General features: G+C 69.6%; 15 protein-coding genes. 10 read left to right on the forward strand and 5 right to left on the reverse strand.

Translation table 11 applies throughout. The annotated features are described in order from the left end of the window. Positions 1-529: 529 nt before the first annotated feature. Positions 530-2,383 carry a WD40 repeat domain-containing protein gene (locus ACGFX4_RS19540; RefSeq protein ID WP_393075704.1) on the forward strand — a complete coding sequence of 618 codons (1,854 nt, stop codon included), beginning with the start codon at positions 530-532 and terminating at the stop codon, positions 2,381-2,383. A 282-nt stretch (positions 2,384-2,665) separates the two neighbouring features. Here ACGFX4_RS19540 and ACGFX4_RS19545 read toward each other — a convergent pair whose 3' ends face one another. Next, positions 2,666-3,394 (reverse strand): hypothetical protein, encoded by a 729-nt coding sequence (locus tag ACGFX4_RS19545; protein ID WP_393075706.1) that lies wholly within the window; start codon positions 3,392-3,394, stop codon positions 2,666-2,668. Positions 3,395-3,641: 247 nt separating this feature from the next. Here ACGFX4_RS19545 and ACGFX4_RS19550 point away from each other — a divergent pair, with 247 nt between their 5' ends. Then, positions 3,642-4,043, forward strand: coding sequence for a hypothetical protein (locus ACGFX4_RS19550; protein ID WP_393075708.1), 402 nt, complete (start codon positions 3,642-3,644; stop codon positions 4,041-4,043). 31 nt (positions 4,044-4,074) lie between these two features. On the opposite strand, the gene ACGFX4_RS19555 is transcribed toward ACGFX4_RS19550, so the two are convergent. Next, on the reverse strand, positions 4,075-6,099 hold the full coding sequence (locus ACGFX4_RS19555) for a hypothetical protein (RefSeq protein ID WP_393075710.1): 2,025 nt from the start codon (positions 6,097-6,099) through the stop codon (positions 4,075-4,077). A 699-nt stretch (positions 6,100-6,798) separates the two neighbouring features. Here ACGFX4_RS19555 and ACGFX4_RS19560 point away from each other — a divergent pair. Further along, positions 6,799-10,326, forward strand: a complete 3,528-nt coding sequence (locus ACGFX4_RS19560; RefSeq protein WP_393075713.1) for an NB-ARC domain-containing protein — start codon at positions 6,799-6,801, stop codon at positions 10,324-10,326. 688 nt (positions 10,327-11,014) lie between these two features. Further along, complete coding sequence (locus ACGFX4_RS19565) at positions 11,015-11,452, forward strand: hypothetical protein (RefSeq protein ID WP_393075715.1); 438 nt, start codon at positions 11,015-11,017, stop codon at positions 11,450-11,452. Here ACGFX4_RS19565 and ACGFX4_RS19570 read toward each other — a convergent pair. From ACGFX4_RS19570 to ACGFX4_RS19580, 3 genes are all read right to left on the reverse strand, one after another. Next, positions 11,428-11,997, reverse strand: coding sequence for a transposase (locus ACGFX4_RS19570; RefSeq protein ID WP_393075717.1), 570 nt, complete (start codon positions 11,995-11,997; stop codon positions 11,428-11,430). The two genes, ACGFX4_RS19565 and ACGFX4_RS19570, sit on opposite strands and share 25 nt — an antisense overlap. A 120-nt stretch (positions 11,998-12,117) precedes the next feature. Continuing rightward, a complete protein-coding gene (locus tag ACGFX4_RS19575) occupies positions 12,118-12,786 on the reverse strand; it encodes a hypothetical protein (protein WP_393075719.1) in 669 nt (222 codons plus the stop codon). Positions 12,787-13,387: 601 nt separating this feature from the next. Beyond that, positions 13,388-14,305 (reverse strand): DUF6891 domain-containing protein, encoded by a 918-nt coding sequence (locus ACGFX4_RS19580; protein WP_393075721.1) that lies wholly within the window; start codon positions 14,303-14,305, stop codon positions 13,388-13,390. 646 nt (positions 14,306-14,951) lie between these two features. On the opposite strand from ACGFX4_RS19580, the gene ACGFX4_RS19585 reads away from it, so the two are divergent. The 6 genes from ACGFX4_RS19585 (at position 14,952) to ACGFX4_RS19610 (ending at position 21,209) form a co-directional block, all read left to right on the forward strand. Further along, the gene (locus ACGFX4_RS19585) at positions 14,952-15,485 is read left to right on the forward strand and encodes a hypothetical protein (RefSeq protein ID WP_393075724.1); all 534 of its coding nucleotides are present in this window, start codon (positions 14,952-14,954) and stop codon (positions 15,483-15,485) included. After that, positions 15,482-16,441, forward strand: coding sequence for a hypothetical protein (locus ACGFX4_RS19590; RefSeq protein WP_393075726.1), 960 nt, complete (start codon positions 15,482-15,484; stop codon positions 16,439-16,441). Before ACGFX4_RS19585 ends, ACGFX4_RS19590 begins: the two co-directional genes overlap by 4 nt. Positions 16,442-17,527: 1,086 nt before the next feature. Continuing rightward, positions 17,528-18,226, forward strand: coding sequence for a hypothetical protein (locus ACGFX4_RS19595; protein ID WP_393075729.1), 699 nt, complete (start codon positions 17,528-17,530; stop codon positions 18,224-18,226). A 184-nt stretch (positions 18,227-18,410) separates the two neighbouring features. Continuing rightward, the gene (gene istA, locus ACGFX4_RS19600; RefSeq protein ID WP_393075731.1) at positions 18,411-19,751 is read left to right on the forward strand and encodes an IS21 family transposase; all 1,341 of its coding nucleotides are present in this window, start codon (positions 18,411-18,413) and stop codon (positions 19,749-19,751) included. Then, a complete protein-coding gene (gene istB, locus ACGFX4_RS19605; protein ID WP_393075734.1) occupies positions 19,748-20,557 on the forward strand; it encodes an IS21-like element helper ATPase IstB in 810 nt (269 codons plus the stop codon). The genes istA and istB overlap by 4 nt, the downstream gene beginning before the upstream one ends. Continuing rightward, on the forward strand, positions 20,547-21,209 hold the full coding sequence (locus ACGFX4_RS19610) for a hypothetical protein (RefSeq protein WP_393075737.1): 663 nt from the start codon (positions 20,547-20,549) through the stop codon (positions 21,207-21,209). Before istB ends, ACGFX4_RS19610 begins: the two co-directional genes overlap by 11 nt. Positions 21,210-21,384: the final 175 nt, after the last annotated feature.

Raw genomic sequence — 21,384 nt, forward strand, 5'->3', positions numbered from 1 at the left:
GGCCCCTGACCGGGGGTTCTACGGTGGTCCTCACACACCGTCAGGGGGACCATGTGGCCGACCCGATCGCCGATCCGCAGCAGTCGGGCCCGGACAGCTACCCGCAGCAGCTGTCCGCCTTCGCCGAACAGCTGCGCGATCTGCGGATCGCCTGCGGCAACCCCTCGCTGCGCGAGGTGGAGAAGGCCGCGCCGTCCTCGCGCCGACTGTCGGCCTCCGCCGTCAGCGAGGCCCTTGCAGGCAAGCGACTACCGCGGCTGGACTTCCTGATCGCCCTGATCCAGACCCTGCTCGCGCTCGACCAAGGCGGCCGGTACCCAAGTCGTGAGGACCCACAAGTCAAGCAGTGGCGCACCCGCTGGCAAGAGGTCGAACGAGCCCGGGTAAACGCCAGGCTCAAGCCCCTCCCGCTTCCCCGCCAAAAGCCGGACACCCCCAAACCGTCCACGGCGAACCACGAAGGACCTGCGGCACCGCAGCTGGCCCCGGAAAGCCCGACGCAAGCCGCCCCCCCCTACGGGCGTTCTCGGTGCAGCACAACGTCCACGGCGGCCGCGTCTGGTCGGTGGCACTCTCCGGCAGCGGGCGCCTGCTCGCCACTGCCGGCGAAGACGGCACAGTCCAGGCATGGGATGCCGCCACCGGCAAGCCCCACAGCGAACCGTTCACCGGCCACAACGGCCGCGTCTGGTCGGTGGCGATGTCCTTCAGCGGGGGAGTGCTCGCCAGTGCCGGCGAAGATGGCACTGTCCGGCTGTGGAACTCGTACACCGGCGAGCGCCGGGGCCGGCCCCTCTCCGGCCACAACGGCCGCGTCTTGTCGGTGGCGTTGAACGCCGACGGTCACATGGTCGCTAGCGCCGGCCGAGACGGAACGGTGCGGCTGTGGGACACAGCCACCGGAAAACTCCACGACCGACCCCTCACCGGCCACGACGGCCCAGTCTGGTCGGTGGCGTTGAACGTCAGCGGGAGCCTGGTCGCCAGCGCCGGCCACGACGGCACGGTGCGGCTGTGGAACACGGCAACCGGCGAGCCTCACGGCCAACCCCTCACCGGCCACATCGGACGCGTCCGCGCGGTTGCGATGGTCAGGGAGGGGAGCCTGCTCGCCAGCGCCGGCGACGACGGCACGGTGCGACTGTGGGACACAGCCACCGGAAAACTCCACGACCGACCCCTCACCGGCCACAGCGGCCGCGTCGTGTCGGTGGCGTTCCCTCCCGGTGGGCGCCTGCTCGCCACAGCCGGCGTCGACCACACGGTGCGACTGTGGGACCCGGACACCGGGCAACCTCACGGCGAACCCCTCACCGGCCACACCGACCATGTGCGATCGGTGGCGATGACCGACAACGGAGACCTGCTTGCCAGCGCCGGCGACGACGGCACCGTTCGGCTGTGGAGACAGGAGAACGATGCCGTGCCCGGGCTTGAGGCCCTAGCTCCCGGGCCCGAACAGTCTCTTGCGCACCCAGGCCTCGCCGCGTTGCGGAAGGAACGCGATGAGCTCGCACACCGCGTCGCGGTCCAGGACGCTGCCGCAGTATCGGCCGCGGCCCGGATCGAAGCACTGGTCAGTGCCCTCTACGCGAGGCTGCCGCTTGAAGGGCTGCCCCTCGCGGGCCTTGCCGGCCGTGCCGTGGCGGTGGCGTTCTCCCCAGACGGGCGCCTGCTCGCCGCGGCGGGTGAGGACAGCGCAGTGTGGCTGTGGGACCCGGTGACTGGTCAACCCCACGGCAAACCCCTCAACCACCGCAGAGTCCGCGTCTGGTCGGTGGCGTTCTCCCCAGACGGGCGCCTGCTCGCCGCAGCTGGTGAGGACAGTACGGTGCGGCTGTGGGACCCGGTGACTGGTCAACCCCACGGCAAACCCCTCAACCACCGCAAAGGCCGTGTCGTGTCGGTGGCGTTCTCCCCAGACGGGCGCCTGCTCGCCGCAGCTGGCCAGGACAGTACGGTGCGGCTGTGGGACCCGGACACCGGCCAACCCCACGGCAAACCCCTCACCGGCCACACCTACGTCGTGAGGTCGGTGGCGTTCTCCCCCGACGGGCGCCTGCTCGCCAGCGTAGGCAGCACTACAGTGCGGCTCTGGGACCCGGTGACCTGCCAACCCCACGGCGAACCCCTGAGCGGTGTCGTCGAGTCGGTGGCGTTCTCCCCCGACGGGCGCCTGCTCGCTGGCGCAGGCATCGACGGCATGGTGCGCCTCTGGGACCCGGCCACCGGCCGACCTCACGGCGAACCGCTCACCGGCCACTCATACAACGTCTTGTCGGTGGCGTTCTCCCCCGACGGGCGCCTGCTCGCCGCCGGCGCCGCCGACGGAACGGTGCGAGTCTGGTCCTCCCCACCCCCATCTCAGGACTCTTTGCCCTGACCGGTTGAATCCGCCCAAGCGCCCGCAGACGGTGACCGCAACTGCCCCAAACGGGACAACTCCGGTCCGCAGCCTGGCCTCCTGCTGACTGTTGACGGGCGATGTTGCCCGATGCACCGCGTCTGGACACTGAGCCGGCATCCGCTCATGAACCCTGAGCTCTCGCCTGTCCGTCCGCTCCCGTCCGGTCGGGCGAGGGCGCCGGAACTCACCCCCGCCCCCGCGCGACGACGCGTGTGCCGAAGCCGCCGGCGCCGTCTCTCGGCAGGCTAAACCAGCGGATCAAGAAATGGTGGCCACTGCCCAGGAGACGACCTCATCGGCCGACATCCGGATCTCGCCATCGCCAGCGGTGACGATCCATCCGTCTTCCCAGCGAACGCGCCACTGCTCGTTCCGATAGGTCCACAGCTCCAGATAGCCCTCCGGAACACCCGCCAGCTCGCGCAACTCATGCACCAGATAGTCCGGCGAGGTGAAGACCGGCAGCTCACCGACCGTCCCCGCTCCCGACTTGGGGTTGTCAAAGCGGATCAGCACGTACGGACTCGGCCCCCGATTCAGATCTGAGGTTCTGAGCATCCGCCGGTACCGCTCCGCAGCCTGTTCGACCGTCTCCGCCCCAGAGATCTCCGTGGAATACGCCGGGAAGACGACAAAGACAGAGTCATGGAGCTTTGGGTCATCCGCATGAAGGTGATGCGCTTCCGGCCTGATCCGTCCGACGACGTCGAAGTCTCGGCCAGGCCAGGAGAAACCCGGCAGAGCAAACAGAGGCTCTGCGCGCTCAACCACCTCGGACTCCCGCTCTCGTACGAACTCCAGGACCGCCCGGCACAGATCTGCGTCGTACGAGTCCTTGGTGTTCAGCCTGAAGACGTGTCGACCGTCCGAGCCGACCATCGCCATCAGCGTGAACCCGGGAGAGGGCGACCATTCCCAGGTGCCCGGAAGCCCTGGGAACGGCCGCGCCTTGGGCAGCGCAGACAGTTTCGAGGAGATGTCGATCATCAGGCTTCCCTTGCTTGGCTGACGACTCTTGTTCGGCTTGGCTCGCTGCAGACACCGCGGGCGTGGAGCGCAGGGCACTTCCCCTTCTGGACGCGCCGACCGGCCACATCGTCTGGGCTCACCGTTGGACGATCGTGTCAGCCAGGGTGGTGAGGATCAACCGGATCCGATGGACAGCGGATACCCAGGGCCGGACGGGAAACGATCACGACGAGCGTGGGAAGCGATCTTCGATCAGTGCCTTCCGGTGCTGGTCAGCTGCACTCGTGAACACCCCACCCTCGTCCTGCGCTGCGGCATGCGCCGCCACATCCTCTACCTGGAGGAGTTCACCCACCGTCTGGCCGCCGACTGGCTCACCTACCGCCACCGGCGCTGGCCCACCAGCGTCAACCCCCACCTGCTGGTCACCCAGAAGCCAGCCCTCGACCCGGACCACCTAGCCGCGGCCCGGAACACCATGCAGCTGAACCCGGTCCTGCCCAAGGGGCGCACCCTCGACCGGCTCCGCCAGGACCGCATCCTCGACGAAGCCTTTGCCACCGGCGACCCGCTCAAGCTCATGCGGCTCTTCGGCATCACCGAGGACACCGCCATGCGCTACGTCACCACCGCCTACCCCGAGCGCACCACCAAGCTGCCCAGGTAAGCCTGGGTCCCCCTCATCGGCCGATGTCACGTCAAGGTGTCACTGCTGGAGTGACAGTGGCCCACCATGTCGAGTCGGGCCCGCTGATGTAGTCGACGCGGAGGGCCTGACAAGTCGCACTAGGTTCGCCAAGTTTGTCGAGGACATCGGCGAGCCGCTGTCCAAGACATCGGTACACGTCTTCGGCGGATGTCTCGCTGACCGCGCGGGCCCGTTCGACGGTGTGCCAATTGCTGAGGAACTCCAGTGCCATGTCGACGATGCCGCGGGCCGCATGTGCGGTCAGCTCGTCAGACGGAGCAGTGAAGTGCCCCCTGTGAATGACCATGTTCCGGGTGGCGTACAGCCATTCGAGAATGCCTCGATAGGTGCCAGCTTGGCCGTCGAGCCAGTCTGCCAAATCTTGGGGGGCTGACAGTCGGGAACGCCAGAGAGCGAGTGTCTCACTGGCCAATCCTCCGCAGTAGCTGGCAAGGCTGGAGGCGGCAGCCTGTGCTGCTTGCAGAGATGGTGAGCCGGCTGGTTGCGTCGGCAGTAGGACATCGAGCCATGCGTCGATGGACGTCAGGTGTTCCTGGACCCCTTCGGTCTTCACATGAGCTTCCAGGGCGGCCAGGTCTGCTGCGACCGCCACCTCGGCGGCCTGGAGTTCCTGCACCGCGCACTCCAGCCGAGCACACGTAACCTCGATGTTCTCAAGGTGAGTGATGAGCGCGATCTGGGCATTTGGGCTTCCAGACTGCTCACAGAAGTTCGCCGCGGTCTCGTATTTCCTGAGTAGGCCTTTCTCCGTCTCAACGCGATGCCGCTGATGTTCGAGACGGGCGCGGGCGCCGGAGAGCAGTAGAGCATGAGCCGAGGCGAGGTGCCTGCGCAGCGTCTGCAAGCCGCAGGCACCGGCCAGCCGGTCCACTTCGGTCGCTCCTAGGCCGGTTGTCTCCAATGCGCTCCAAGACAGGGCGGCGCTGGCCATGGGGGCGTCCACGCGGCGCGCAAGGTTGGCCGCACGCATTGCGGCACGCAACGGAACCGGCATGTAGCCAGTAAGAGGGTAGGCCGTACGCCGGCCTGAGGCGCGTACGGTACCCAGCGTGTGTCGATCCGATGGCGACTCAACGGCCCACACCGGAGAGAGCTGCAGGTCGATGAGTCGATCGCCGGCCGCGTAGTGGTCGAGGGCCTCGCTGAGTTCCCGGCGTGCGATGCGCGCAGCGGTTCCGGGGTCAGCTGCCTCGGTCAGACTGCTGACCAGTACGGCGGAGCCTTCGAGAGGGCCGATGAGGCGCACAAGCTTGGGAAGAGGCTCTCTGGTGGGAAGGGTGTCTGGGGGCTGCTTGACCCACAGCTTCCACTGCTGGCTGCCATGTACGAAGGTCGCCAAGCCTCGGAGTTCCCGGGTGCCGTGTACTGCGAGAGTGACCCGATGGGATTGCTTGGGCGGCCACAGCACACCGCACACAGCACCCGCACTCGGCGTACCTTGAGTGATGAGATTCAGCAGGTCGAGATAGAGCGCGGTACTGTCCCGGCCCTCCAGGGCGACGACGACTGCGATCTCCGCCGCCATCTGCTCGGCGAGCGGTCGGTTGCTGATCGCGCCGTTCCACAGCGGCTTTACCCAACCCTTGACCACATCAGTGAGCGGGGCAAGGAGGCGGTCCAGATGGGTTGCCGCCTGCAGCGTCTGATTCTGCGGAGTCGATTGCCCCATTTGCGAGATGACGCTCGCGATGGCTGCCAGCTCCGCTCTGGCTGACGCAAGGTCTGCGTGGCCACCAAAGCGGTAGGCCGATGCCGCCCGGTCCGCCGAGGCGATCGCCTCGTCAACGACGCGGCCGAGGAGTTGGTGCCTTGGTTGCTTGACCGACCCATGGCTGTCCAGTGCAGCCTGCGCGCGAATCATCGCGACCAGGAAGCTCGGTAGGGTTGCGACGTGCTGCCCGAGGTGGCCTTTGCCGTCAAGAGCGAACAACACGCGCTCCAGCAGGCTACGTTGCCGGTCATTCAGGGCCGCCGAGGTCAGTGCCTGCAGCCATTCAGGGTTCAGATACCGCACGAGCGAAACCGTACGCTCGATCGGCCTCGCCTGTGACGTCAACGACGAGCGAGGTACGGGGCGACCCGTCGGCGAGATCCCAGGGATCGGTGATCCGCGTACAGGTCCCCCATCTCGCGCCTCCGGGATACTGCGAACCCGCGCGCTTCGGACCCGGTGGCGATGAAGGTGCCGGGACCAGAGCGGGCGCCAGGGGGCTCAGCAGCAGCTCCAGGCGTTCGGACCGCAGCTACAGCGGAAGGGCGCCGCTGGCCGGTGCTGACTGTGCTGTCAGGAGCCGGCGAAGCGGCCGAGGCGGGACCAGAAGCCGTGACGCGCCGCGGCCGGGGCTTCGGTCTCAGCTGGCGCGGGCCGACTCGGCTCCGTGCCGGCGGGCTGCCCTTCATCCCTCAGTCCCACCCGGACCGGCTCTGCCGACCGTTGGAACAAGGCCGGATGGACTGTCCCCCGGCCGATCTATGCACCCGTAGAACCTGTGGCCGGTGCCTTCCGCTGCGCGCCCAGCGCCGCAGCGACCCCACCGAGGCACATAACGCTGGCGGCCTCGAAGTCTGACGCTGCCGGACCACGCCCTCGGTACGTGTTCTGCAGCAAGCTGGGTGATCTGGGATACGCGGGGGCAGTGCTGGGGCTAAGGTCCGGCTTGGTTGTCGGATGGTCCCGGGGGTGAGGATGGCATCAGGTCGGGTGCGCCGTGGTGTGCTGGGGTTCCTCGGCGCGGTGGTGCTGGCGAACGGAACGCTGCTGTCGCTGGCTGGGAACGCGGCGACGGGGGACACGACATGGCCCGGCGTACTGGATCTGCTGCGGACCAACGCGTGGTGGGCTGTGCTCGCGTTGACCCTGGCCGCGGTAGTCGTCTGGCTGCTGTTCACGCGCCTTGAGCGGGCCCCGGCGGTTGAAGGCGATCCACCGCCCCCGCCGGCACCGGACGTCGAGGGCTGGCTCGTACGGCGGGCCGAGCTGCGGCAGGCCATCGACGCGGTGCTCGCCCGCAGCGGCACCACCGTCGGGTTGACCACGTCGCTCCACGGCGCGGGAGGGTTCGGCAAGACCCGCCTGGCTCGGATGGTCGCCGCTGACCGCCGGATCCGGCGCCGCTTCCGGAACCGCGTCTATCTCGTGACCATCGGCCGGGACCTCCGCAGCGCGGCCGAGATCACAGCGAAGGTCGGCGAGGTCACCCGACTGATCACCGGCGACGACACCCCCTTCTCCAACCCGGAGACGGCCGGCGACCATCTCGCCCGCCTGCTGGCCCAACGCCCCCGTACCCTGCTGGTCCTGGACGATGTCTGGGAGCAGGAGCAACTGGAGCCGTTCCTGCGGGGGGCGCCCTCGTGCGTACGGCTGGTCACCACCCGCCGCCGACACCTTCTCAACGGCCGACCGGGCAGCCGGCTCGTCCTGGTGGACGGAATGACGGAACCCGAAGCCCGCACCGTGCTGCTGGAGGGCCTCGACTCGGCCGATCTGCCCGGCGATGCGGTGGCCGAACTCCTCTCGCGCACCGGGCGCTGGCCACTGCTGCTGCGCCTGGTCAACCGCCTGGTGATGGCTGAGAGGGACTTGGGCGTGCCCGTCGTTGACGCCCTGCGGGCTGCGGCCCGGAGGCTTCGGGATGCTGGGCCGGCGACGGCGGACGTCGCAGGGATGGACGCGGCGGTGCCGGCGCAGCGGGAGAGAGCGGTGGAGGCCACCATCGAGGCCGCAGTCGACCGTCTCCCGGCTGGCGGCCGTGACCGCCTGCTTGAGCTCGGGGTCTTCGCCGAGGACGAAGCTGTTCCCCTGTCCTTGGTGAGGGGGCTGTGGCAGGCCTCCGCCGGACTCACCACCGAGCAGGCCCATGACCTGATCCGTGCACTTGACGGCCTTGCCCTCGTAGCCGCCGCCCCAGCAGCCGGGGGACGAATCACCCTCCACGACGTCCTTCGCGACTACCTCCGACTATCGCTGGGTGCCGGCGGCCTGGCACGCAGCAACGCTCACCTTGTGAACGCCATCGCCGCGCACCTTCCGGCCGCGTCGCCACTGGCGCCGGGCGTCCCGTCGCCCCGGCACGCATGGTGGGACGCTTGTGAGGGGTACGTGCTGGACCACGCGGTCGAACACCTCGTCGCCGCCGACCGTGCCGTAGAAGCGGAGGCCCTGGCCTCAGACTTGCGATGGATCGACCGTCGCCTGCATCAGCGCGGCCCCAATGCCGCTATCGCCGACCTCCGCCACGTGGGAAGCCCCGACGCCGTCGAACGCTCAGACGACCTCACCCGCGCCGCCCATGTCCTCCAACGCACTCACCCCGACCACGCCCTCACCGCCGTACTCCACAGCCGCCTGCACGACCTCCCCCGTTGGACTGCCCAGGTAGACGCCCACGCCGACCAGTCCACCCGTCCTCGGCTCAGCAATCTCTGGCCGCTACCCGACCAACCTCAGCCGACCCTCCGTCGAACGCTGACCGGCCACACCGCCGATGTGAAGACGGTGGTGATCTCTCCCGACGGAACCTGGCTCGCCACTGCCGGCTACGACGAAACTGTGCGGATCTGGGATCCGGTCACCGGCACGCAGACCGCCGTCCTCATCGGCCACAGCGCATGGGTGCTGGCGGTGGCGATCTCCCCCGACGGAACCTGGCTCGCCACCGCCGGCTATGACAGGACTGTGCGGATCTGGGATCCCGTCACCGGCATGCAGACAGCCGAGCTCTCTGACATCAGTACCCGGGTGCTGTCGGTGGCGATCTCGCCCGACGGAACCTGGCTCGCCACCGGCAGCGCCGACCGGACTGTGCGGATCTGGGACCTTGCCACCCTCACGCAGACCGCCGTCCTCACCGGCCACACCGACTTGATCGAAGCCGTGGCGGTCTCCCCCGACGGCACCTGGCTCGCCAGCGCTGGCACCAGCACCGACCGGACAGCGCGGATCTGGGACGTTGCCACGGGCACGCAGACCGCCGTTCTCACAGGCCACACCCACTCGGTGCATTCGGTGGCGATCTCGCCCGACGGCACCTGGCTCGCCACTACCAGCACCGATCGGACGGTGAGGATCTGGGATCCCGTCACCGGCACCCAGACCGCCGAGCTCACGGGCGACACCCACGGGGTGAGTTCGGCGGCGATCTCTCCCGACGGCACCTGGCTCGCCGTCGCCAGCCACGACCAGAGCGTGCAGATCTGGGATCCCACCAGCACACACTCAACCACACTCTTCCACCACACCCACTCGGTGAATTCGGTGGCGATCTCCCCCGACGGCACCTGGCTCGCCACCGGCAGCAACGACCGCACAGCGCGCATCTGGAGCGCCACCGGTACAACCCCCATCAACCGCAGAAATCACGTCGATCACGTGAACGCAGTGGCGATCGCCCCCGACGGCACCTGGCTAGCTACCGCGGGGCGGGACACGACGGTGCGGATCTGGGACGCTGTCACCGGCACGCAAACCACCGCTCTCACCGGCCACAGCGACGTGGTGAGAGCGGTGGCGATCTCCCCCGACGGAACCTGGCTCGCCACCGGCAGCGACGACAGGACAGTGCGTATCTGGGATCCTGCCACCGGCACTTCCCTAGGCGAACTCGACCAATTCAACGGGGTAAGTTCGGTAACGATCTCCTCCGACGGCTCCTGGCTCGCCGCCGCCGCGCACAGCGAAGTGGTACGGATCTGGGAATGCGGCGACGAAATCAGCGATACCCCCACCTGTGCGCTCTTCGGCCGTGGACACAGGGTGAGCACGGTAGCGATCTCCCCCGACGGGAGCTGGGTTGCCACAGGCAGCGACGACAACGCGGTGTGGATCTGGGACCGCAGCGCTGGCTTCATCGAGGCCCCGACCCGCCGTCTCCTCGGCCACGACGGCGAGGTGACAACGGCGGCGGTTTCCCCCAACGGAACCTGGCTGGCGACCGGCAGCCAGGACACGACAGTGCGAATCTGGAACCCCGCCAGCGGCACGCAGACCGCAGTCCTCACCGGCCACACCGATTCAGTGACGGCAGCCAGGTTTTCCCCGGGCGGCACCTGGCTCGCCACCACCAGCAACGACAGGTCCGTACGAATCTGGCACACCACCACGTGGGAACCCGTCGCCATGATGAGAACAGACACCGCACTGACCAGCTGCGGCTGGTCACCTGACAGCTCCAGCATCGCTGTCGGCGGTGAGAACGGGCTGTTCCACTTCCGCTTCCACCCCGGGACGTCGCACAGTTAGCGGCTTGAGAGTCGCGCTCCGCGCGCCGGCCAGCCTGCGCTGTTACTCGGAGCGTCGGCACAGGGTGACCTGTTCGAAGTCGGGGAGGCCAAGATTGGTAGCGCAGGCAAGGTCGACGCAGGTCGACCAGACAGCCGTGCCTCCGCGGCGTTGACGACGAAGACCCGCTTGCCCTGCAGGTCCGGTCACCCGCCGCAAGAGACGGGCAGGGCGCGGGCGTCCTGACGGCTCGTCCAGCTCGGTGACGGTGCCGGCAGGTACGTTTCCGATCATGCTCAACGCGCCCGTACGCACCGCCTCCACCCGCCCACCAGCCCAGGTCGGCGGGTGGCTGCCCTGCCCCGGACCCCGCGCCGCACCCGGCGCTCGGTGGCAGCCACGTCGCGTACATCGCCGGCGGGCTGTGGGTCGAGCTCCGCGCGATGGTGCTGGGCCTCGACGCGGCGGCCGCCGAACGCGACCCGGCCGGGTCCGCGGCGGACCTGCTGCGCCTTCTGGCGCTCACCGCCCCGCGCCCCGGCACGGCCGACGCTCCACACGCCGGACGCCAGCCGAACGCGGCGCAGAGGCCATGGCGGGGCTATCGCTCGAGGAACGCTTGGACCTCGCCCGGCACCGCCGACAGGCTCACAGCATCGAGGCGACCGCCGGACGGCTCCTCGCCGAAGTCCTCGGCCGGTAGAACGCCGTGGACCACTCCGACCAGGACAACCCGGACCAGATCCTCGAGGCAAGCCGGTCGTGGCAGGCCATCTCTGAGCCCTGGTCCCAGGTCAGCGTCATCCGTGCGGTGTCGGGGACGTCCCACAGGGCCTCGGTGAGGCGGGCGTGGACCCTGGTCCGCGCCGTGTCCCTCGGGCAGGGCGACAAGGCGGACGAAGCGGGTGCGGCGGTCGACGAGGGTGGCGATGGCGGTGCGGTTCTTCCGGCCGGTGATCAGATCGCCCTCCCAGTCGCCGGTCCGTTCCCGGAGCTCAACGACGGTGGGGCGCTGGTCGATGAGGGTCGGTGGGACGGCGAACCGTGGCGCCCGCTGGTCGGCCTTGCGGCGCTGTTTGCGCAACGGCCGGCCGGTCCGGAGCTTCTTGGTGAGTGTCCTGCTCAGGCCCCCTTGGCGCCCTGGTAGAGGGCCCGGTAGATGCTCTCGTGGCATAGGTGCCGCTCCGGCTGGTCCGGCCAGAGCGCGCGCAGGTGGGCGGCGATCTGCTCGGGGCTCCACTCCAGGGCGAGCCTGGCCTGGACCTCGCCGCGGAGCTCGTGGTCGAGTCGCAGCTTCGCCAGGCGGGGCCGCTTCACGCGCTCCTCGGCGCGGTGGTGAGCCAGGTCGGCGTCGTAGATGCCCTGGTCGTGGGCGAGGGTGTTGCGTCGGAGTTCGCGGCTGACGGTCGACGCGGCCCGGCCCAGGCGTTCGGCGATCTCCCGTATACCCAGGCCGCGTTCGCGCAGCGTGGCGATCCTCTTGCGTTCCAGCAGCGACAGGTAGCGGTCGGACCGGGATGGCTCCGGCAGCCGCTCGGGCGGCAGGCCGCCGTTCTCCGCCCGCCATCGGTAGCCGGTCTTCCTACCGATCCCGAGCTGCTTGCACGCCTCGACCGTGCCCACCCCGGACTGCAGCAGGCGCCAGTACTCCGCCTCGACATCGAGCCTGCGCTTGGGTCCCCGCCTCGCCATCAACACACCCATCATGATCAAGGAATGTTGCGACAAGCGTTAGAACCCAGGGACCACACGGGGTCAGTTTTCAGGAGACGTTGACAGAAGGAACGCCGTGGAAGGATCGGCCGGGGATCCTCAGCCCTTGGGCCTGCTAGTCCAGGGCATCTCCGTCGACCCGGACGCCGCGAATCCGGTGGCGCCCCACTCGACGCCCCAATTCCTGCCGGCCCAGTCACGGTGGGGCGACCAGAGCGGCCGGGGCTTCTCGGGGCCCCACACCGCAGGGTCCGCACGCACCAGGAGTTCGGCCTCCGCGGCGTACCCGCCCGTCAGTACCGTCACCAGGAAGTCCGCGAAGCCGCCGTCGAAATGATCGAGCCGGTCCTCGAAGAACACCGTCACCGGCCACTTGTCGGGATCCGGTCCGATCGTCCGCCAGCAGCACTGGTTGTGGTTGCTGTTCCATCCCCACGGCAGCAGGCCACCCGGGTCGGGGAAGACCGGAGTGGCACCAGGTTGCTCCCAGTAGCACTCCTCGCCCTCGACCTGATCACGAAAGCTGATATCGGTGTCGTAGCGCCACCAGGCCAGACCACTCGGCTCCATACCGCGCGGTTCCGATGTCGGGGTGTCCACCCCCCACTCGCCGTTCAGCACCACCCCGCCGTACAGGTCGACGAACGCCCGGTAATCCGAAGGGAGTTGAACACCCATTTCCACGGGCGCCAGCTCCCACGGAACCCGGGCCGGGACGTAGAGCGGCTCCCCCATGATCGCCCGAAGTCGATCCCACGCCTCAGTCATCCCCATGCCTTCCTGCCGATCCGCCCATGTGCACCCTAGGAGACGACTCGGACAGGCATCTCATGAAGGCGGTAGCCCCTGCCGCCCGATGATCCAAAGGAGAGGACCTGGTCGCCTGCTGCGGCGCTGTCGACCCCGGGGACGCCGGAAGTTCGGCTGACGATGCTGTGCTCTGCCGGGCTCTGCGGCGAAGCGACGGCGGCCGCCCGGTGCGGTGGCCTTGTCCGATGCTCGGCGCGCCCTGCGCAGCACCGGCACCTGCAGCGGCATTCTTGGTGCCTGTGTCACCCGCCCGCCGCGGCCGCCGCCGCTTCGCCGCCATCCGATCCGACGCCCCCGACGAGCCAGCCGCGCCCGGCCGGGGCGTATTGCCTTCGCCTGACGCACTGCGGCCGAATCGACTCGACCCGGGGCAGGCGAACGGCTGCTGCGTGTACTCCAGCGCCCGCGGCGTCCTGCCGGGAGGTGGTGTGGTCGTCTTCCGTCGTCACGCTCCCGACTGCCCCGACTGGGCGCCCCGCTGAACGGCGGGCCGCGGCCGGAGCGGGCGCCATGACCGGCGGCCGCACCGGCGGGGTCACCTGATCTTTGACGCCGGTCCCTAACCGACCAGGCGACGGCGCCAGTCCAGGGGGGTGACGGTGATAGCCCGGCCGGGGTCATGATCCCACTCGGTATGGAGGCCGACTGCTTCGAGGGCAGCCACGACCTCGTCGCCGATGGCGGTCGTGGTCTCGGACGAGCCGTCGAAGCCGCCGTAGAGGAGTGTCAGTCCGTGGCCGGCTGCGGCGGAGTCCGTGCACTGGGTGTGGAAGTAGACGAAACCGCGGGCGTCGGGCCCGCCTTCAGCGCCGATCTCGGCCTGGCCGCAGCTGCGGCAACAGGTGAAGTTCTCGCGGGCGGTGACACCGGTCTCCTGCAGGGCGGTGAACGCTCGGGTGAGCCGCTCGGGGTCGGTCTCGTCCTGCCATTCGGCCTGCTCCGCGACCCGCTCCAGCCACAACCGGTCGGCCAGTGCCTGCGCCTGCTCGCGCGAGACGGGCCGGCGGTCCTGGGTGACCAGGTACTCCTCCGCAAGCTCGGCCAGTCCGGCGCGGGAGACGTAGCCGCCGACCAGCACCTCACGGACGCGCGTCTCCAACTCCGCGCGCTCGCCTTCGTCGAGGTCGAGCGGCGGCACCTCACGGACGGGGCCCATGTCGAGCAGCGACCAAACCAGATCGCCGCCCCATCCAGCCTCCTGGCGGGCCCAGCCGGTCATCGCCGCAATCACCACCTCAGGCCCGTCGGCCATCGCCTGGAAGTGCCGGTCGGCGGCACCGTCGCGGTACTCCACCGTGTAGTCACCACCAGCCTTGTGCCAGACCTGGGCAAAGACGTCAGGCAGGTCGGGTATGCACTGGACCACCAGGAACAGGTCACCGTCACCACCGATCCGCCGGACCAGCCCAGCCAGCTCCTCGGCAGACACACGGACGTGCCGCTCCCAGTTCTCCGTCTTCACCACGATCTCAAGCATGCGCAGACTCTGGCACACCCCTCTGACTGCGGACCTCCCGGAACCCCCGACGCAGACCTGTACCTGGTGGTTGAAGGCCGAGGTTTAACGACAGTCCCTAGATGCCGTGAGCCGGCCGACGCCCCTCGCTGTTCCACAGCTTGATGGTGTCCCGGAACCAGAAGGCCACGCCGTGGATGGTGCGGTCGGGTGCAGGCAGCCTGGTTTTGTGGCCGCGGTAGGAGGACGCCCAGTTCGACTTCGTTGGCCGGCGCTCCTCGGGCACCGCCAGCCGCCCCTCCTCCAGTGTGAGAAGGTCGCGATCCCGTCGCGCGCACCGCGATCAGCACCACGTCCAGGAAGCCGTCCTGCATGGCGCCGGTGAACTCCACTCCCTCGGGCAGCTATAGAGGCTCCCCCTTCATCAGGGCTGGGATCGTCGCGGCGAGCAGCATCGCCATCTGGTCGTTGGTCTTCCTCCGATCCTTCGCCTCGGTTCCTTCTTCGCGGTGTTCCATCGGCTGGTCCTCCCCTTCTCACAAGGTGCTTGTCGGCCCCAAAGGGTCCGGGCAGTGACTTTGCGGAATCAGTGACGAGCTGTCAGTACGCATGGATACCGTTCATGACAGGCGGTCGGAGCCGATTTCGACCTGATGGAGGGGAACGGGTGGACAAGGTCTCTGCACGGTTCGCACAGCTACAGCGTGATGTCGGGCAGCGACAGGCCACGGCTGCCACAGCGTCGGCCGGTGCCACCGGGCTGGACGACGCTTTCGCCGACCTGGTCGAGGCCACCGACCGGCTCCTCGCCTACGCCGAGCAGGTGCCCGACCTTCGCCAGGTGCCCGCGCGCCGCGCCACGGAGCAGTTCGTGATGTGGACCCGCCGCGGCACGGGCGCCGTCGCCGCGCTCACCGCCGCCGCGGTGATCCCCGGCTGGGTGGCCTGGGGCTGGCTCATCCTCCTGCTCCCCCTCGCCCTTGCCGCCCTCGGCGCAGGCTGGCAGGCCAGGCCGCTGCCCAAGGGCCACCCGCACCTGCGGCACCGTACGAGCGCGGTCCTGCTCGCCGCCTGCGCGGTGCTGCTCAGCGCGGTGTCCTTCGGTGCGGTGAGCCCTTGGTGGGTCATCGCCTCACTTGCCGCCGCCGGAGCGGCGTTCGCCACCGGCCTGCCGGACGACCCGAAGGAGAGCTCGAAGTGACCAGTCCCTACGGCGACGCGGACCACCAGATCCGTCAGCTCTCCCGCACCGTCGACGACATCGAGTCCTCGTTGCGACGCCTGCGCGACGAATACGAGGAGGAGACCGCCAGCGCCAGCAGCCGCCTGGACTCCGCCGAGTACAAGCTCCGCGAGCACGGGGATCAGATCGAGGAACTGGACGAGCGCGCCGACGAAGCCGACGGCGACCTCCAGCGCATGCGCAGCTCCATCGGCGACCTCACGCAGCGCGTCGCCTGGATCGAGCGACGGCTGCGCACCGCGGCCAGCGGGCCGGCCGTCGACCTGGACGCCACCACCAGCGAGATCGACCGGCTGCTCACCAAGGTCACCGCGGGCCTCGCCGCCGAGGCCCGACTCCTGCCCGAGGCCGACCGTGCGCGCCACACCCAGAATCTGCACGCCCATGGCCAGGCATCCAGTTCACTTGCCCAGGCCCGTGCCGCTGTCCTGACCGCGACCGGTGCCCTCGCCACCGCCGCCCACGGCAGCGAGGCGTTCAACACCGCCGCGAGCGACTACCGCCGTGCGTGCACCGCCATGCACAACGCCGCGGCCCGGGTCGAGCAGCTGCAGTTCGCCGCTGCCGCAGCCCGCAAGGCACTGAACCGCGACGAGTCCCTCGACCAGACGCTCGCTGAAGCGGCCGAGGCGGGCGACGACGCGCGGGAGGCCCTCGCCGGCATCGCCCGCGCGAGAATCAGTGCCGCCATCACCGGCGACGGGCTGCTCCCCCTCTGGTTCACCACCGCGCTCGGCCCGATGCCGCCGCGAGCCGACACCGATCAGTGGCTCGACACCGCGACCGAGGCCCTGGTCTACCGACTCACGTACGGCGTCCGGGACGAAGTCCTTGCGCTCGGCGTCGTCCCCGCCCAGGCCACCGCCCGGCAGCGCGCCGACCACAAGGACACGGCCAAGAGCCTGCGCCGGTGACCACTCCCCCACCAGCGACCTGCCAGCCTGCGCACGCAGGCCGCATCGACGCGGTTCTGGCCAAGCGTGTGACGGACGCCCTGCACCTGGCCGGGCTGCCCATTACCCACGGAAGCGATGGACCCGGCGTCCACCCCGCCCGGCCCGACCCCTCAACGAGCCAGACTCCTACTCCGGCCTGATTACGCTGCACCGGCTCCGTTCCCACCGCCTGGCCACCGCGGCCGCCACCGAGGAGCACAAGCAGCGGGGGAGCCGGGCAGACCACCCGGGACAGCAACCACCCACTCCCCCGCGCTCCCGGCACCCGGCCCCGCCGCCCTGTTGCCCCGGGGCGCTCGCTGTCGGGGGAGCGCCCCCCGGAGGGGCTGCGGCCCGGCGCCGGCGCGAGCTCGCCAGTCGACCAGAGCAGAAAGAAGAATGGCCAGAGCGGCGGCGCGGGCCCTGCTCTGGCCTGGGACGCGGGTGCGGCAACACTGGGATGCGTCGGGTTCCGAACGTGTGGTTGGAGTCCACCGTCTCAGAGATGAGAACAGGGTGGCCGTGGTGGATGCGGGTCGGCAAACGGATGAGCCGGCAGACGCGGTACCGGTGGCCGGGCGTTACCCGAGGCGTATTGCTGCCTCAGCGCTGGCGTCTGTACCTGCTGCGACCGGCGGCCGGGGGTGGAGCCTGCACAGTCCTATCGCCACCACTGCTCTGGACTACGCTGCGGTTCTTTACCCGGCACCTCGGCTGATATCCAAGTTCGGCGGTCGCGGCACGCCGACGGCATCCGCTGCCGATCGGCGTGCCCGACGGCCACCGGCGCGTGGCCAAGAGCAACACCCGGCTTTGGCCTGCTGGCGTGCGGGCCGGTCCACCATGATGGCGCTGAGAGAACCGCGGGGTTGGTCCGGCGGGGCCGCAGTGCAGCGGCACCCCACGCCCCCGCAGCGTCCCGTCCTGGCGCGAAGAGGCGATCGCCGAAGCGCAGCGCCTCGCCGTCGAGGCGAGCGGCCCGCGTCAGCGTGCTGGCCGGCAGCACCGACTTCAACGGCTCCCCGACACCAGGCCGTTGACTCACTGGAGTACTAGGCTGTGGTGGTGACCGCAACCGGAATGGACGAGCTGATCGTGGCCGATGGCGCGGCGCTGCGCGCGTGGCTGATGGACAACCACACCGCCTCTCCCGGTGTGTGGCTTGCCCTGACCAGGAAGGGCGGCTCGTTGATAGGGCTCCCTGAATTTCCCCACCCACTGCTCTTGCGTTGGCCAGACCTGCTCACTTACTTCCCCACCCTCGGCGAACGGGTCGGGGGGCGGAACGAGTTAGACCTGAGCTGGCTCAGCGGGCACGATGCCCTGGTGAGCATCATCATCAAGTTCTTCGTGGCACCGAACCGAGACGCCGCAGCCGCCGTCGTGGAAGGTGGTCCTGAAGGGATCTTCGACTCGCTGACATATGGCAACTTCGACGCCGAGGAAGCCCTGATCGAGTGGGAGAGCATCTTCACCGGCCAGAGCTTCGCCGAGCTCGCCGACGCTGATGTGCCCGAAGTCGTTGCTGACTCGGAGGACGGCGAGGGCCCGCTGGTTTTCTTGGTTTCCGCTGCACTCCAGGACGCGCTGGCCAGTGCTGACGACCTCCGGCTCGCCGAGGTCAGCCAGCGGTGGGTCCAGGAGCGGGCTGAAGACCGAGAGGTGTTTGACCCGGAGATCTCTGCCGGCATCCTGAAGGGCTTGGCCGAGCTGGCGAGCAGGATCGATGACCGGAAGGACCGGTTGTACTGCTGGACCGCGTAAAGGCGCGAGACGGTCACTGCTGATCGTTGTCTGCTCCGGGCTGGCCAAACCTGCTCAGTTGATCTCCCCACCCTTCGGGTGATGTTGTCCGGCGTGTCCGGTTGGTTCGTATTCAGTCGGAAAGTCTGCGTTCGCAACGAGTTCGGCCTGTTCGGGGGCCCTGGTGCTGACGCGGGAGGAAGACGTGGACGCTCACGCGCTGCGTCGGCAGGGCTGGTCCATCTCGGCTATCGCCCGCCACCTGGGCCGCGACCGCAAGACGATCCGGGCCTACCTGAACGGCGAGCGCGTGCCCGAGCACCGGGCCCAACCGCCGGACGCCTTCGTGCCGTTCATGGACTACTGCCGCCAACGCCTCGCGGACGACCCGCATTTGTGGGCGTCGGCACTGTTCGACGAGGTCTGCGAACTCGGCTACCGGGGCGCTTACTCGACGTTCACCCGGGCCCTTCGCCGCCACCAGGTCCGCCCGCACTGCGAGCCTTGCAAGGCCGCGACCGGCCGGGACGTCGCGGTGATCGCGCACCCGCCGGGCGAGGAGATCCAGTTCGACTGGCTGGAGCTGCCCGACCCGCCCGCGGCTTGGGGCGTCGGCTCGCACGCCCACTTGCTGGTCGGGGCGCTCGCACACTCGGGCCGCTGGCGGGCGGTGCTCGCGGAGGCCGAGGACTTCCCGCACCTGGTGCAGGCCCTGGACCGGGTGGTGCGCAAGCTCGGCGGAACGGCCCGGCGCTGGCGCTTCGACCGGATGGCCACCGTCTGCCACCCGCCCAGCGGCCGGGTGCTGCCGGCGTTCGCCGCTGTCGCGAAGTACTACGGTGTCGGCGTCGACATCTGCCCGCCGCGACGCGGCAACCGCAAAGGCGTGGTGGAGAAGGCCAACCACTCGGCGGCGCAACGCTGGTGGCGCACGGTCCCGGACGCGCTGAGCGTCGAGCAGGCCCAGTCCGGCGTCGACAAGCTCGCGGCCCGGATGGACGAGCGGCGCCGCCGGATCGACGGCGCTTCGGCGACGGTCGCCGAACTCGCCGCGGCTGAGTTGCTGCTGGAGGTCCCGACCCGGCCGTTCCCGGCCGAGCTGGAGGTCGAACGGACGGTGAGCCCGCAGGGTCTGGTGTCCTTCGACGGCAATCAGTACTCCGTCCCGCCGGGCCTGCCCGGCGCGCAGGTCAAGGTCCTGCACCGCTTGGGCGAGGACTACCTGCACGTCCTGACGGCCGGGCGGGCGGTGGTCGCCAAGCACCGCCGGGCACCGGGCGGGTCCGGGCAGGTCGTCCGCGACGCCGGGCACGTGATCGCGCTGGAGCGCGCGGTGCTGGCGTCGTTCTCCGACCGGGCGCCCTGCAAGAGCAAGGTCCGCCGGCCTCCTTCGGAGGCCGCGCTGGCCGAGGCGGACCGCCTGCGCTGGACCGGCACGAGCGGCTCCGCATCCGTGGAGCGGGTCGTCATTGATCTTTCCCATTACGCCGCCGTGGCCGACCGGCTGCGGACTGCCCCGACACCCGAGGAGGACCACGGGGAGTGAGCACGTCACCGATGCAGATGAGCGAGGCCAGGCGCTTCCAGCAGTTGAAGGGGCACCTGTCCTACCTGAAGCTGAACGACGCCGCCGAGGCGCTGAACCGGGTGCTGGACCAGGCCCGCACCGAGCGGATGTCGATGACCGCGGCGCTGGAGCGGCTGCTGGAGATCGAGGTCGAGGCGACCGAGGCCCGGCGCCTGTCCGCCCGCGAGCGGTTCGCCTGCTTGCCCGAGCCCTGGACGCTCGCGGACTTCGACTTCGCCGCCCAGCCCGGCGTCGACGAGAAGCTGATCCGCGACCTGGCGACGCTGCGGTTCCTGGACGACGCGAGCAACGTGCTGTTCGTCGGGCCGCCCGGCGTCGGCAAGACGATGCTGTCGGTCGCGCTCGGCCGGGCCGCCGTCGAGGCCGGCCACCGCGTCTACTTCACCACCGCCGCTGACCTCGCCGCCCGCTGCCACAAGGCCGCGCTGGAGGGCAGGTGGAAGACCTGCATGAACTTCTTCGCCGGCCCGAAGCTGTTGATCGTGGACGAGCTCGGCTACCTCCCGCTGCCCGAGGACGGCGCGTCCGCGCTGTTCCAGGTGATCAACCAGCGGTATCTGAAGTCGAGCACCATCTTGACCACGAACGTCGGCATCGCCGACTGGGCCGGGGCGTTCGGCGACGCCACCGTTGCCGCCGCGATGCTCGACCGGCTCCTGCACCGCGCCGCGGTCGCCGGGATCGACGGCCCGTCCTACCGCCTGCGCAACCACCAGACCAAGGCCGACACCATCCGCGCGGGGGTGAACTCCCGTGCTTCCTGAGCCCGTTGACACCACCGAGGCCCAGGACGGCCCCGAGCTCACCCGGCAGTGCCCGATCTGCCACACCGCCTTCGCCCTCGAATCGCCGTTCAGCAAGCGCCTCTACTGCTCGCCGGTCTGCCGAAACAGGGGCAAGGTCGACAAGACCCTGGTCAGCCGCAACTGCCGCGTCTGCCAGAACGAGTTCCAGACGCCCGAGCACCGGCCCCGGTTCTTCTGCTCACAGGAGTGCCGGATCGGTGCCCGCGGCCGCGAGGAGATGCGCGAAACCCGCGCCTGCGCGTTCTGCAAGGGCGAGTTCACCGCGCTCAAGACCGTCCGGCAGAACTACTGCAGCCCCCGCTGCCGCAAGGACGCCGAACGTGAACGCGACCGCCAACGCGACCAGGAACGCGCTCTCCGCCTGGGCGAGCCCGCCCGCCACGGACCGATCCCGGCTCCCGCGCCGGCCCGGATGGAGCTGCCGCCCCCGCCGGTGGTCCGGGCCCCGGCCCGCACGCCCGTCCGCGACGTCCTGGAGCCCGCGGCGACCCGCAACTGCCCGCACTGCGACCAGCCGATCACCATCGTCGCCCTGCTGGCCACCCCCGAGGCCGCCCGGCCCGTCATCCACCCGGCGCGCGACGCACCCCCGCTGCGACGGGTTCCCTGACCCGGGCACCTGACCCGCCGTCCACCCTCGGGCCCCGCCGACCTTCGGTCGGCGGGGCCCACGCACGCGCTCCCCGATCCCCACCTTCCCCACTCATTTGACCTGGTCAAGCAAGTGGGGAACCTGATCGAGACTGAGGAATTTCGCGGATCCTCATCACCGTCACCACGCTGAC

This window comes from Kitasatospora sp. NPDC048365 (assembly GCF_043200835.1).
GTDB classification, from domain to species: domain Bacteria; phylum Actinomycetota; class Actinomycetes; order Streptomycetales; family Streptomycetaceae; genus Kitasatospora; species Kitasatospora terrestris.

What these genes read in the sequence shown, in the direction of transcription:
- ACGFX4_RS19545 (WP_393075706.1), bottom strand. Translation starts at nt 3,394, where the DNA reads ATGATCGACATCTCCTCGAAACTGTCTGCGCTGCCCAAGGCGCGGCCG.
- ACGFX4_RS19570 (WP_393075717.1), bottom strand. Translation starts at nt 11,997, where the DNA reads ATGGCGAGGCGGGGACCCAAGCGCAGGCTCGATGTCGAGGCGGAGTAC.
- ACGFX4_RS19575 (WP_393075719.1), bottom strand. Translation starts at nt 12,786, where the DNA reads ATGACTGAGGCGTGGGATCGACTTCGGGCGATCATGGGGGAGCCGCTC.
- ACGFX4_RS19580 (WP_393075721.1), bottom strand. Translation starts at nt 14,305, where the DNA reads ATGCTTGAGATCGTGGTGAAGACGGAGAACTGGGAGCGGCACGTCCGT.